The following is a 12,900-nucleotide window of genomic DNA, read 5'->3' on the forward strand; positions in this document are numbered from 1 at the left end:
TCAGGGTCGGAAGACACCGACGTGCTCCGCGCCTTCGACAGCCGCGCTGTGCACCGCGGACAGGCAGAGGCCGAGTACCGTGCGGGTGTCGCGGGGATCGATGACGCCGTCGTCCGGCAGCTTGCCGCCCGGGCTCGAGCCCTCCGCGGGTCGCTCGACCGGCCAGCTGAAGAGGAACCGCGGCTCGTAGGCCCGGCCGTAGATGCCGCCCGCCTCCTCGGCGGGGGTGCCGCCGATCATGAGGGTCAGGTGCGGCACCGTCGACTTCGCGACGGCGTGCACCAGCGGGGCACCGTGCCGCACGTCGGCGGCCTCGTGCGCCTCGGCGGCCTGCGCGCCCGTGTACTGCACGAACAGCAGCGAGGTCGCGGTCGCGTTGGCGAGCTGTATGAAGTGCACGGCCTTTTGGGTCTCGGCGGGGGAGAAGGCGCCGCCCAGGTTGGCGAGCACGCCGATCGGGTAGCCGTGCAGCTCGCCCCAGCCGGTCACCAGCGCGGTGCCCTGCGCCGGCTTGAACTCGTCGAAGTCGCTGCCGTCCAGGATGCGGGCGAGCACCTCGCGCGGCTCGAACACCGTCGCCGGGTCGGAGCCGGCCATGGTCAGCAGGTCCTCGGCGTCGTACTTCGGTGGGTTCGGCGGGCAGTGCCGCGGCGCGGGCCCGCGCTTGCGCCAGTTGAACCGGCGCACGCACTGCCGGGCCAGCCGCAGCCCGTCGCGCTCGTCCTCGGCCAGCTGGTCGGCCGGGCCGGTGACCCCGGCCGGAACGGTCGGCGCGCTGCGTACCTCGGGCGCGGGCCGGCCGTTCGCCCCGGCCGCGCGGACCGGCTGCGGGTGGATGGTGAGCATCTTCGCGTGCCCGCGCACCATGATCGTGTAATCGGAGAGCGCGGGCAGGTAGGCCGCGTCACCCGTCGTCGCGCCGAAGACCACGCAGACCGTCGGCACCCGGTCCGCGGTCAGCTGGCTGAGGTCGCGGGCGATCGCGCCGCCCGGCGGCGGACCCGCCGGCGCGGCCGCGCCCGTCGACTCCACGAGATTCACCAGCGGCAGGCGGTTCACCGACGCGATCCGGGCGGCCCGCCTGATCTTCTCCACCGTGTACGGGTTGACGGCGCCACCGTCCACCGTCGGGTCGTTGGCGATGACGACGCACTCGACGCCCTCGACCACGCCGATGCCGGTGACCACGCTCGCACCGACCGGGAACTCGGAGCCCCAGGCGGCGACCGGGGACAGCTCCAGGAACGGGCTGTCCTGGTCGAGCAGCATCTCGACCCGTTCGCGCGGCAGCAGCTTGCCGCGGGCGTGATGCCTGGTCACCCACTTCTCGCCGCCACCCGCACGGGCGGCCTCCAGGGCGGCCTCGAGCTCGACCAGCCGCTCCAGCATCGCGCTGCGGCTCTCGAGGTAGGCGGGGGTGCGCGGGTCGATCGCGGTGTTGAGGACGGTCACGGAGCCACCTCTGCCATGCCCGCACGGCCCTCGCTGCGCTGGGTGCGTTCGCTCACGGCGATGTCACCCCGCTGCGCTGCACGCCCGCCACCATGTTCAAAGCCCGCGCCCTCTCGCCCGTGTAGTGCCTCTCGACCACCTCCGTAACGAGCGGCCGACCGGGTGCGACACGGATCATGGTGTGGCGGCTTTGTCCCCTGATCAGGTGCGTGTAGACGCGTTCAAGGGGCCGCCCATCAGGACGGCCCCCATCGTGCTTGGCCTGGTTTCGGCGCGGAACCCGTGGTCCCGCGCGGGCGGTCAGACCCGCGCCCGGCGGGCCAGCCGCTCCGGGTCGAGAATGATGACGCTCTTGCCGTCGAGCCGCAGCCAGGCGCGGGACGCGAAGTCCGCGAGCGCCTTGTTGACGGTCTCCCGCGAGGCGCCGACGAGCTGCGCCAGCTCCTCCTGAGTCAGGTCGTGCGTGACCCGCAGGACGCCGCCGTCCCGGGTGCCGAACCGGCCCGCCATCTGGAGCAGGTTCTTCGCCACCCGGCCGGGCACGTCCGTGAAGATCAGGTCCGCGAGCGCGTCGTTCGTCCGGCGCAGGCGGCGGGCGAGCACCCGCAGCAACTGCTCGGCGATCTCCGGCCGGTTGTTGAGCCACGGGCGCAGCGACGACTTCTTCAGCCGCGCCAGGCGCGTGTCGGTCACCGCGGTGGCCGTGGCCGTGCGCGGACCGGGGTCGAACAGCGACAGCTCGCCGAGCATGTCCGACGGGCCCATGATCGAGACCAAGTTCTGCCGGCCGTCCGCAGCGCGGCGACCAAGCTTGATCTTGCCGGAGAGAACGATGTAAAGGCTGTCACCCGCCTCGCCCTCATTGAAGACGATGTCGCCCTTACGGAACTCGATCGTCTCCATCTCCTTGGCGAGTGCCTCGGCAGCCTCCGGGTCAACGCCCTGGAAGATCCCGCTGCGAGCCAGTACCTCATCCATCGTTGTACCTCCGAATACGCGCTTCGCCGCGCACGATCAGTCTAGGCGCACGCGAGCCTCAACCAGGCGGGCACCCCTCGATCCAGATCTCGCAGCGTAGCCGGTCACGCCACCGAGGCCCGAAGAATCGTCGCTCCCGGTGAGCGATATCCAGCCGTTCGACGGTCGCCCCTGCTTGTCAGGCGACGGTATCGTTCCCGTCGATGAATGCCCACCCCCCGCGGCGTGGCCTGTTCGGCCGCCCGATTCTGACCGCCACCATCGTGGCCGCCGTCCTCGCCAGCGCGGCACTCGGCGGAGTCGCCCTGGCGGATCGAGGATCCCCCAAGGCCGCCGCTCCGGTCTGGAAGGTCCCGCCGTCCTCGACGCCCAAGGCCTCGGCCAAGACTCCCGACACGGAGTCCGCCACCGTCGGGGAGTCGATCACGCTCTCGGCGACCGGGGACATCATCATGGGCAGCGCGCCGAACAAGCTTCCCGCGAACGGCGGCGACGGCTTCTTCGACTCCGTCAGGGAAGCGCTGAAGTCCGACCTGGTGATGGGCAATCTCGAGCAGCCGCTCACCGACGACACCGGCACCTCGAAGTGCGGCTCGCCGCCGCGGGACAACTGCTACGCGTTCCGCTCGCCGCCCGCCTACGCGGGGCACCTGGTCGAGGCCGGCTTCGAGCTCATGAACACGGCGAACAACCACTCCAAGGACTTCGGGCCCCAGGGCTACCGGAACACGGTCGACGCGCTCGAGGAGGCCGGGCTCAAGCACACCGGCGCCCAGGGCGAGATCGCCGTCGCCGAGGTCAAGGGCGTGCGGGTCGCGGTCGTGGGCTTCTCCCCGTACGCGGGGGCCAACAACCTGAACGACCTGGACGCCGCGCGTGCCGTGATCAAGGAGGCCTCCGGCAAGGCCGACATCGTCGTGGTGCAGGTGCACATGGGCGCCGAGGGCTCGGACCGGGGTCACGTGAAACCGGGCAACGAGATTTATTTCAGCGAGAACCGGGGCGATCCGATCAAGTTCTCCCACGCGGTCATCGACGCCGGGGCGGACGTGGTCATCGGGCACGGGCCGCACGTGCTTCGCGGCATGGAGTTCTACGAGGGCAAGCTGATCGCCTACAGCCTCGGCAACTTCGCGGGCGGCGGCAAGACGCTCAGCAGCACCGGCGTCCTCAAGTACGGCGGCATCCTGCACGTCTCGCTGACCAAGGACGGCGAGTTCACCGGCGGCAAGTTCCAGTCGACCTTCCTGAACTCGGCCGGCAAGCCGACCCGGGACAGCGAAAACGAGCGTGGCCTCGCCCGCGTCCGCGAGTTGGGCGCCGCCGACTTCGGTGACACCGCCGCGACCATCGGTGAGGACGGATCGATCGCACCGCCGCAGTGACGGGTACATGACCGAAGACAGTCGGCGATGCGACGTACTCTTGCTCGCGTGAGCCGTCCTGTCATTGCCGCCCCTTCCGGTGCGGCCCTGCTCGCCCGGTCGGCCCGGCGCTTCGCCGGCGAGACCCCGATCGGACGCAAACGGCGGGCCCGCAGGATGGCGAGGGCACTGGCCGAGACGCATCCCGACGCGCATTGCGAGCTCGATTTCGAGACCCCGCTGCAGCTCGCGGTCGCGACGATCCTGTCGGCGCAGTGCACCGACAAGAAGGTCAACGAGGTCACCCCCGCCGTCTTCGCCAAATACCTGTCCGCGGCCGACTACGCCGCCGCCGACCGGGGCCGGCTGGAGGAGGTCCTCCGGCCGACCGGCTTCTTCCGGGCCAAGACGGATTCGCTGATCAAGCTCGGTCAGGCGCTGGTCGAGCGGCACGACGGCGAGCTGCCCGGCCGGCTGGAGCAACTGGTCGCGCTGCCGGGCATCGGCCGCAAGACGGCGAACGTCATCCTCGGCAACGCCTTCGATGTGCCAGGCATCACTGTCGACACCCACTTCCGGCGGCTGGTCAACCGCTTCGGCTGGGTCGACGAGGACGATCCGGTCAAGATCGAGTTCCTGGTCGCCGACCTGATCGAGAAGCGTGACTGGACCATGCTGTCGCACCGGATCATCTTCCACGGCCGCCGGGTCTGCCACGCGCGCAAGCCGGCCTGCGGCGCGTGCACGCTGACCGCCATGTGCCCGTCCTACGGCACCGGCCCGACCGAGGCGGTGCCGGCGGCGAAGCTGCTCAAGGGCCCGCGCGCCCGGGAACTCGCCGTGCAGGCGGGCGTCGACCCCGAGCTGGTGCCGGCCGCGGCCATCGCGACGCCGGAGGCGCCGTGAGCCGAGTCCGGGTAGGGCCGGCGCGGTGGCTGGCGCTGCCCCTGGCGCTGCTGCTCGCCGCGTGCACAGCGACGAAGGCGCCGACCCGGGCGGGCGGGGACGCCGTGGACTCGCCCTTCGCCGGCTGCGCGGCGCTCGTCGCCCCGCCGCTCCCCACCGCTTCCGCCGCCGGCCCGGTCGGCGTGGCTTCGGCCGCCGCCGACCTCCCTCCGCTGACCCTGCCCTGCTTCACCGGCGGGGAGGGCTTCGCGCTCGCCGGGCTGCGCGGGCCCGCGGTGATCAACCTGTGGGGGTCGTGGTGCCCGCCGTGCCGCGGGGAGCTGCCGCTCCTGCAGGAGCTCGCCGACCGGACCGCCGGCCGGCTGCACGTCGTCGGCGTCGACACCCACGACAGGCAGGACGCCGCGGCCTCGTTCGCCGCCGACAAGGCGGTGTCGTTTCCCACGCTCTTCGACCCGGACCAGCGACTGCTCACCGCGCTCGGCAAGGTCAACCTGCCGGTCACCGTCTTCGTCGCCGCAGACGGCAGTCGCTTCGTCTACGACGGCACTCCGCTCGACCGGCCCACCCTCGGCGACCTCGTGCGCACGCACACCGGCGTGACGGTGACCGAGTGATCGAGCGCCCGGAGGGACTCCCCGGCTGGTGGGAGCCGTTGCTGACCCGGGCCGGCTCCGCGCGTACCGAGGACTTCACCGCGCTGCGACCGCCCGCGAGCGGTGGGCGGGCCAGCGCCGTGCTGGTGCTGCTCGGCGAGGACCGGCCCGGCGAGCCCGACCTGCTGGTCCTGCAGCGGGCCGCGGCCATGCGCAACCACGCCGGTCAGGCCGCCTTCCCGGGCGGCGCGGCAGACCCGGGGGACCGGGACCCGGCGGCCACCGCGCTGCGGGAGGCCGACGAGGAGGTCGGCCTCGACCCGTCGAGCGCGACCGTCCTGATGTCGCTGCCCGAGCTCTACATCCCGGTCAGCCGGTTCGTGGTGACCCCCGTGCTGGCCTGGTGGCATGCGCCGCACCCGGTGCACTCGCGCGAGCCCGCCGAGGTCGCGCACGTCGCGCGGCTGCCGATCGCCGAGCTGGTCGACCCGGAGAACCGGATCCGGGTCCGGCACCCGAGCGGCTGGATCGGTCCCGCCTTCCAGGTCCGCGGGATGCTCGTCTGGGGCTTCACCGCCGGCGTCATCTCGGCCCTGCTGGACATGGCGGGCTGGGCCCGGCCGTGGGAGCCCGGCCGGCTCGTCAGACTGCCAGACACCCCGGTCACGGTGCCCGCCGCCTCCGACGAGGTGGTTACGTGACTGTCACTTCTACTCTGAGCGAGTGCATGTGGTCGATGGATTCCTGATCCTGCTCATGCTGGTCTTCGCCATCAGCGGCTACCGGCAGGGCTTCGTCATCGGGGCGCTGTCCTTCGGCGGGTTCTTCAGCGGTGCGCTGATCGGCCTGCAGGTCGGCCCGCTGATCGCGAACCAGTTCACCGATGACACGGTGCGGCTGGTCGTCTCGCTGGTGTCGATCTTCGCCCTGGCGGTGCTCGGACAGACCCTGGCGGGCTGGCTGGGCACCAAGCTGCGCCGCTCGATCTCGAGCCCGCCGCTGCAGCGGCTGGACGACGCGGGCGGCGCCGTGGTCTCGCTGGTCGCCGTGCTGGTCGTCGCGTGGCTGATCGCCGTGCCGCTGGGCTCGACGCCGTTCCCCGCCATCAACAAGCAGGTGCGCAGCAGCGCCGTGCTGAACGGCATCAACTCGCTGATGCCGGAGCAGGCGCAGGCGCTCTCGGCCGGCCTGCGCGAGTCGCTCAACACCAACGGCTTCCCGGACGTCTTCGGGGGCCTGGCCCGCACGAACGCCCGCGAGGTCGCGGCGCCGGATCCGGCGCTGGCCAGGTCGCAGGTGGTGGTCAGCTCCCGACGCTCGGTGATCAAGGTGCTCGGCACGGCACCGAGTTGCTCGCGCCGCATCGAGGGCTCGGGCTTCGTGTACGCCGACGAGCGCATCATGACGAACGCCCACGTGGTGGCGGGCACCCGCAACGTGCAGGTGGAGACGGCCGACGACCGGCTGGACGGCAAGGTCGTGGTCTACGACCCGGAGCGCGACCTGGCGGTCATCTACGTGCCGGGCCTGCGGGCGCCGGTGATGCCGTTCGTCAAGAAGCAGGCGTCGACCGGGGCGAACGCGATCGTGCTCGGCTATCCGCTGGACGGCCCCTACAACGCCCAGTCGGCGCGGGTCCGCGACGTCAGCAACATCACCGGCCCGGACATCTACGACTCGGGCGACGTGACCCGCGAGATCTACACGATCTTCGCCAAGGTCCGCAGCGGCAACTCGGGCGGCCCGTTGGTCGCGCCCAACGGCGACGTGCTCGGCGTGATCTTCGCGGCGGCGGCGGACGACCAGACGACCGGCTTCGCGCTGACGGCGTCGGAGGCGGCGGGCACGGCCAGCCTGGGCGTGGAACGCACCCGGGGCGTCAAGACCGGCGAGTGCGCCTGACGCCGGGCGCGGCGCCTCGCCGACGCGGTTAGCGCGCCGGGCGCTTTTCGTCCCCGGCCGGACCAGGCCGGGGCATCTCGCCCCGGGCCACCCGCGACCGGGGCGGGTGGCCGTTGGATCAGGCGACGCTGGCGAAGCGGCGGAAGGTCAGCAGGGCCGCCAGCACCGAAACCAGGAACAGCACGCCGGCCGCCCACCACCCGCGACCCGCGGCCATCACGCCCGCCTCGCCGGCCCGGGCCGCCGTTCCGGCGTTGGAGCCCGGCGCCCGCGCACCCACCGAGGCCGCGGTGTCCGGCGCCGACTGTGCCTGGCCCGAGGCCGGGGCGTTGCCGAAGCCGGCGACGCCCGGCGACGCCGTCGTGTCCAGCGGGTTGCGCTGCACCGCCGGGACGTCGGCCGTCAGCGCGGCCGTCGGGTCCACCATGCCGTAGCCGTACTCGGCGTCGTGGCCCTTCGGGCCGCGGTCCTTCGCCGTCCTGACGATGCGGTTGACCACCTCGGCCGCCGACATGGTCGGCCAGCGCGAGCGGACCAGGGCCGCCGTGCCCGAGACCATCGGCGCCGCGAAGCTGGTGCCCTGCACCCGCCAGTAGCCGTCCGGCCGGGCGCCGACCAGTTGCGTCGCCGGTGCGTCGACGACCGTCTCCTTGCCGGTGATCGAGCCCGACCACAGGACGTCGCCGTCCTTCTCCATGCCCGCCACCGCGATGACGCCGGGCTCGCGGGCCGGATACCAGACCCCGGTGGAGGAGGAGGTCGAGGCGCTCGCGTTGCCCGTGCAGGCCACCACGACCACGTCCTTGGCGAACGCGTAGTCCAGTGCCGCGGCCAGGGCGGGACTGCTGCCGTTGCCGCCCAGGGAGAGGTTGATGACCCGGGCGCCGTGGTCCACCGCCCAGCGGACGCCCTTCGCCACGATCAGGGCGTCGTCGTAGCGGTTCTCCCGGTCCAGGACGCGGATCGGCAGGATCTTGGCTTTCGGGGCGATGCCGATCACGCCGGCGTCGTCGTCGCGGCCCGCGATGATCGCCGAGACCGTGGTGCCGTGCCCGACCAGGTCGGTGTCGCCGTCGCCGTCGGGGTCGACCAGGTCGAGGCCGGGCAGCACCTGGCCCTGCAGGTCCACGTGGTCGGCGTCGACGCCGGAATCGATCACGGCGACGGTGACGCCCGCGCCGTTGGCGTAGGTCCAGGCGCCGGCGACGTTGAGGGTCTTCAGATGCCACTGCTCGGCCCGGACCGAGTCACCGATCCAGGGCTCGGGGCTGGCGATGGGTTCCGCGAGCGGGCTCGCGAGCGGCCCGGAGAGCGGCCGGGCGGCGGGCTCGGCCAGCGCCGGGGTCCCGGTGAGGCCGATGCACAGCCCCGCGGCGGCGGTCGTGGCGGCCACCCTCAGCGGCAGGCTGCGCGCGCTTACCAACGGACACCACCGCAGGCCGGACGGCGTGTGGAAGTGTCGCGCCGGGTTCGGCGGGACGCACTCGATGCTTCGCTCACAGCGCTCACTGGCAGCATGACCATTCTGATGAGGGACGGTCGATGGTGGGAGATTACTCCGAAACCGAGCGTTGTAGCTGAGGTCTGTCGATGCGGATCGTCCGACGGGTGTGACCAATCCGCCACGCAGGTCAGTACGGCGGCAGATGTGACAGCTGGATCAGTCGCACGCCCTCACGTCGAGTCATCAAGCGACCACGTCCGGGTGGCATCAGCGTTGGCCGGATCGGGCCGATGAGCGCACCCTCGTCGCTCGGCCCGGACATCACCAGGCCCGGCGACGACAGCTCGCGCAGCCGCTGGATGACCGGGTCGTACATGGCCCGGCTCGCGCCGCCGGCCCGCCGCGTCACGACCAGGTGCAGGCCGACGTCGCGGGCCTGCGGCAGGTATTCCAGGATCGGCTGCAGCGGGTTGGTCGGGCCCGAGGCGACCAGGTCGTAGTCGTCGACGAGCACGAACAGCTCCGGGCCGTTCCACCAGGAGCGCTCGCGCAGCTGCTGCGCCGTCACGTCGGGGCCGGGCAGGCGGCGCTCCATGTAGCCCGCGACGGACTCCATCAGCTCGAGCGTCTTCTGCGCCTGGATGCCGTAGCCGATGCGGTGGTCGGACTCGGGCAGGTCCATCAGGCTCCGCCGGTAGTCGACCAGGATGAGCCGGGCCTGCTCGGGCGCGAACCGCCGCATGACCGTGGTGGCGAGCGCACGCAGGAACGACGACTTGCCGCACTCGGCGTCGCCGAAGAGCAGGAAGTGCGGATCGCCGGCAAAGTCGATCTCGACGGGCTGCAGGTCCGACTCCGCGATGCCGATCGGCAGGACCAGGCCGGTCGAGCGCCCCACGTCGATGTCCGCATACGGCAGCGAGGGCGGCAGCAGGCGCACCCGCGGCGCCGGCGGCCCGGCCCAGTTGGCGGCGATCATCTTGACCAGCTCGGCCGTCTCGCCCGTGGCGCTCAGCGCGGGGCGCACGGTCAGCAGGTGCAGGCTCTTGTTCTTGTCGGTCGGGTGCTCGACGAGGCCGCGGCCGGCCTTCTCCGGCACGTTGACCGCGGCGCGCCGATTGACGATCGAGTCGGTCGGGTCGCCGAGGCGCAGCTCGACCCGCGAGCCGAAGAGGTCGCGGATCGCCGGCCGGTAGTCCATCCAGCGCGGGGCGCTGGTGACCACGTGGATGCCGTAGGACAGGCCGCGGGTGGCGATGTCGGTGAGGACGCCCTCGAGCTCGTCGTAGTCCTTTCGCAGCGTCGTCCAGCCGTCGACCACCAGGAACACGTCGCCGAAGGGGTCGGTGTCGGCGCCGTTGTTGAGCCCGGCCTGCGCCGCCCGGCGCCGCCGGTAGGACGGCATGGAGTCGATGCCGAGGTCGCCGAAGAGCCGCTCGCGGTCGTTGAGCAGGGTGGAGACCTCGCCGACCGTACGCCGCACGCCGACCGAGTCGAGCCGGCCGTAGACGCCGCCGACGTGCGGCAGGTCCTTGAGCGTGCCGAGCGAGCCGCCGCCGAAGTCGAGGCAGTAGACCTGCACCTCGGCCGGCGTGTGGGTGAGCGCGAGCCCGCAGACCAGCGACCGCAGCGCCGTCGACTTGCCGGACTGCGCGCCGCCGACGATCGCGACGTGGCCGGCGGCGCCGCCGAGCTGCAGCCACATCACGTCGCGAAGCTGCTCGCGCGGCTTGTCGATCAGCGCGATCGGCACCTGCAGGGCGCCGTGCAGCTCGGGGTTCGCGAAGCCCAGGCCGCGGACGGGGTCGACGGTGACCGGGCCGAGCAGCTCGTCGAGGGCGGGCGAGGCGTTCAGCGGCGGCAGCCACACCTGGTGTGCCGGTGGGCCCTGGCCGCTCAGCCGGTCCACCATGACGTCCAGCAGGCTCTCGCCCTCCGGGATCTCGTCGGCCACCGGCTGGACGGGCTGCACCGGCTTGGGCGCCGGCAGGTAGTGCGTGGAGTAGGAGAGCACCGGCGGGGCCGAGCCGTCGCGGGCGGCGCCGGCGCCGAGCCCGCCGGCCTTGCGGAACGCCCCCGACACGTACGCGGCCTTGAACCGGATCAGCGGCTCGGTGCCGAACTTGAGGTAGCCGTGGCCGGGCGAACGGGGCAGCTCGTAGGCGTCGGGCACGCCGAGCACGGCCCGCGACTCCAGCGCCGAGAAGGTCCGCAGGCCGATCCGGTACGACAGGTGGGTGTCCAGGCCGCGCAGCCGGCCCTCCTCGAGGCGCTGGCTGGCGAGCAGCAGGTGCACGCCGAGCGAGCGGCCCAGCCGTCCGATCTGGACGAACAGGTCGATGAAGTCGGGCTTCGCCGACAGCAGCTCGGAGAACTCGTCGCAGATGACCAGCAGCGACGGCAGCGGCGGCAGCGCGGCACCGCTCGACCGGGCCTTCTCGTAGTCGCGCAGGCTGGCGTAGTTGCCGGCCTTGCGCAGCAGCTCCTGGCGCCGGATCAGCTCGCCGTCGATGGCGTCCACCATGCGGTCGACGAGCGGAAGCTCGTCGGCCAGGTTGGTGATGACGGCGGCGGTGTGCGGCAGCCGGTCCAGCGACGAGAACGTCGCGCCGCCCTTGAAGTCGACGAGCACGAAGTTGAGCGTCTCGGAGGAGTGGGTGGCGGCGAGCGCCAGCACCAGGGTGCGCAGCAGCTCGGACTTGCCGGAGCCGGTGGCGCCGATGAGCAGGCCGTGCGGGCCCATGCCGTCCTGCGCCGACTCCTTGAGGTCGAGCTCGATCGCGCCGCCGTCGGCGCCGAGGCCGATCGGCACCCGCAGCTTGTCGCGGTTGGGCCGGGGCAGCCAGGCCTGCGCGACGCTGAACGAGTCGGGGTCGCCGAGATTGAGCAGCTCGGTCAGGCCCATCTCGTTGGCCAGCGGGGTGTCCGAGGACTTCGACATCGCGGCGAGGCGCAGCGGCGCCAGCCGCCGGGCGACCGCCTCGGCCTCCTCCTCGCTGAGCCGGTCCGGCGTGCCGACGTCGGCGGCGTGGTCCATCGCGTACGTGTGCAGCTCGCGCCGCCCAGCGCTGCCGGGCCGCACCTCGAGGACCAGCAGCGAGCGGTCGAGCAGGCGCGGCGGCACGTCGTCGAGGTCGAGAACCGTGACGCCGGAGATGCCGTCGTCGAGCTGGGTGGCGCCCTTGAGGTCGGCGCCGTCCAGTACGATCACGACGTGCGGGCCGTTGGCGCCGGATCCGGACGGGTTGAACCGGGGCCGGTTGCCGATCACGTCCTCGAGCAGCTTCTCCAGGTCGGGGCCGGCGCTGGCGACGAGGCGCACCGGGCCGAGCCGGTCGGTCCGGGACGGATGCAGGTTGTGCGGCAGCCACTTGACCCATTCCCACATCGCGCGGCGCTCGGGGCCGGCGCAGACGGCGATGATCAGGTCGTCGGGCGCGTGGAAGACGGCGAGCTGGGCGAGCACCGCCCGGGTCAGGGCGCGCGCGTCGGCGACGCCGGCCGGGCCCTGGCCGCGCATGAACACGCGCGCGAAGCCGCGCAGCGAAACCGCCACCGGCAGGTCCGGCACCACGGAGTAGGCGTCGAGGAACCGGCGCAGCGCCCCCGCGGTCATCGGCTCGAGGTCCTCGAGCGGCCGGGTGACCGGCGGGATCAGCGGGGTGGCCAGGGTCTGCGGGCCGACGGCGAGCCGGACCACGCCGAAGTCGGGGTCGGCCGTGCGGCGCTCCCAGACCCGGTGGCTGTCGGTGGTCGACCAGAGTTGCGCCGGGTCGGGGTGGCGGTAGAAGAGGCCGATCCGCTGGCGGCTCGCCGTGTCGCGGACCCGGCGGCGCAGGCTGGACAGGTGGCGCAGGTATTCGCGCCGGGCGGCCATCATCTCGGCCTTCTTGGGCGCACCGCCGCCGCCGAACGAGGTGGCCAGCATGGCCAGGGAGGAGACGCCGAAGAGGCCGCCGATCACGTACGAGGAGGCGCCGCCGCCGCCGCGGCCCATCATCATCGCCATCGCCACCGAGCCGCCGAGCATCGGCAGCACCATCATCGCCTGAGTCCAGCGTCCGCCGACCGCCTGTGGGATCTCGGGCGGCGGATCGACCGCGAGCTCGCCGGTCGGGATCTCCGGCGCCGGGCGGCGCGCGGCCCGCTTGATCACCACCGTGCTCATGACGAACTATCCCTTTCGTTAGCTCCCACGCGCTTTGTGCAAAAAATCGACTTAGGCGGGTGGTGGCTTGCCCCGTCCACGCGACCGGCG

The 12,900-nt window shown here is 72.5% G+C and carries 9 protein-coding genes; 5 read left to right on the forward strand and 4 right to left on the reverse strand.

The window, feature by feature from the left end:
* Positions 1–1,452 carry a carboxyl transferase domain-containing protein gene (locus AB0F10_RS03685; RefSeq protein WP_360620248.1) on the reverse strand — a complete coding sequence of 484 codons (1,452 nt, stop codon included), beginning with the start codon at positions 1,450–1,452 and terminating at the stop codon, positions 1–3.
* 300 nt (positions 1,453–1,752) lie between these two features.
* Positions 1,753–2,430, reverse strand: a complete 678-nt coding sequence (locus AB0F10_RS03690) for a Crp/Fnr family transcriptional regulator (RefSeq protein ID WP_023562908.1) — start codon at positions 2,428–2,430, stop codon at positions 1,753–1,755.
* A gap of 203 nt (positions 2,431–2,633) precedes the next feature.
* Between AB0F10_RS03690 and AB0F10_RS03695 the strand changes: the two genes are divergently transcribed.
* Genes AB0F10_RS03695 through AB0F10_RS03715 form a run of 5 tightly spaced genes read left to right on the forward strand, consistent with a single transcriptional unit; the run spans position 2,634 to position 7,198 of the window.
* Positions 2,634–3,815 (forward strand): CapA family protein, encoded by a 1,182-nt coding sequence (locus tag AB0F10_RS03695; protein WP_360620249.1) that lies wholly within the window; start codon positions 2,634–2,636, stop codon positions 3,813–3,815.
* 48 nt (positions 3,816–3,863) lie between these two features.
* Positions 3,864–4,700 (forward strand): endonuclease III, encoded by an 837-nt coding sequence (nth, locus tag AB0F10_RS03700; RefSeq protein WP_360620250.1) that lies wholly within the window; start codon positions 3,864–3,866, stop codon positions 4,698–4,700.
* Positions 4,697–5,317 (forward strand): TlpA disulfide reductase family protein, encoded by a 621-nt coding sequence (locus AB0F10_RS03705; RefSeq protein ID WP_360620251.1) that lies wholly within the window; start codon positions 4,697–4,699, stop codon positions 5,315–5,317. The genes nth and AB0F10_RS03705 overlap by 4 nt, the downstream gene beginning before the upstream one ends.
* Complete coding sequence (locus AB0F10_RS03710) at positions 5,317–5,997, forward strand: CoA pyrophosphatase (RefSeq protein WP_360620293.1); 681 nt, start codon at positions 5,317–5,319, stop codon at positions 5,995–5,997. Before AB0F10_RS03705 ends, AB0F10_RS03710 begins: the two co-directional genes overlap by 1 nt.
* A gap of 22 nt (positions 5,998–6,019) precedes the next feature.
* Positions 6,020–7,198: a MarP family serine protease gene (locus tag AB0F10_RS03715; protein WP_360620252.1), complete on the forward strand. Its 1,179-nt coding sequence runs from the start codon at positions 6,020–6,022 to the stop codon at positions 7,196–7,198.
* Between the two features lie 118 nt (positions 7,199–7,316).
* Here the strand turns inward: AB0F10_RS03715 and mycP are convergent, their stop codons facing one another.
* Both mycP and eccCa read right to left on the reverse strand, forming a co-directional pair.
* Positions 7,317–8,591 (reverse strand): type VII secretion-associated serine protease mycosin, encoded by a 1,275-nt coding sequence (mycP, locus tag AB0F10_RS03720; RefSeq protein WP_360620253.1) that lies wholly within the window; start codon positions 8,589–8,591, stop codon positions 7,317–7,319.
* A 238-nt stretch (positions 8,592–8,829) separates the two neighbouring features.
* On the reverse strand, positions 8,830–12,810 hold the full coding sequence (gene eccCa, locus AB0F10_RS03725; protein WP_360620254.1) for a type VII secretion protein EccCa: 3,981 nt from the start codon (positions 12,808–12,810) through the stop codon (positions 8,830–8,832).
* Positions 12,811–12,900: the final 90 nt, after the last annotated feature.

This window comes from Actinoplanes sp. NPDC026623, from assembly GCF_040638275.1.
Classification (GTDB): Bacteria; Actinomycetota; Actinomycetes; order Mycobacteriales; family Micromonosporaceae; genus Actinoplanes.

Coding starts and splice junctions, on each gene's coding strand:
- AB0F10_RS03690 (WP_023562908.1), bottom strand. CDS start 2,430: ATGGATGAGGTACTGGCTCGCAGCGGGATCTTCCAGGGCGTTGACCCG.
- AB0F10_RS03695 (WP_360620249.1), top strand. CDS start 2,634: ATGAATGCCCACCCCCCGCGGCGTGGCCTGTTCGGCCGCCCGATTCTG.
- eccCa (WP_360620254.1), bottom strand. CDS start 12,810: ATGAGCACGGTGGTGATCAAGCGGGCCGCGCGCCGCCCGGCGCCGGAG.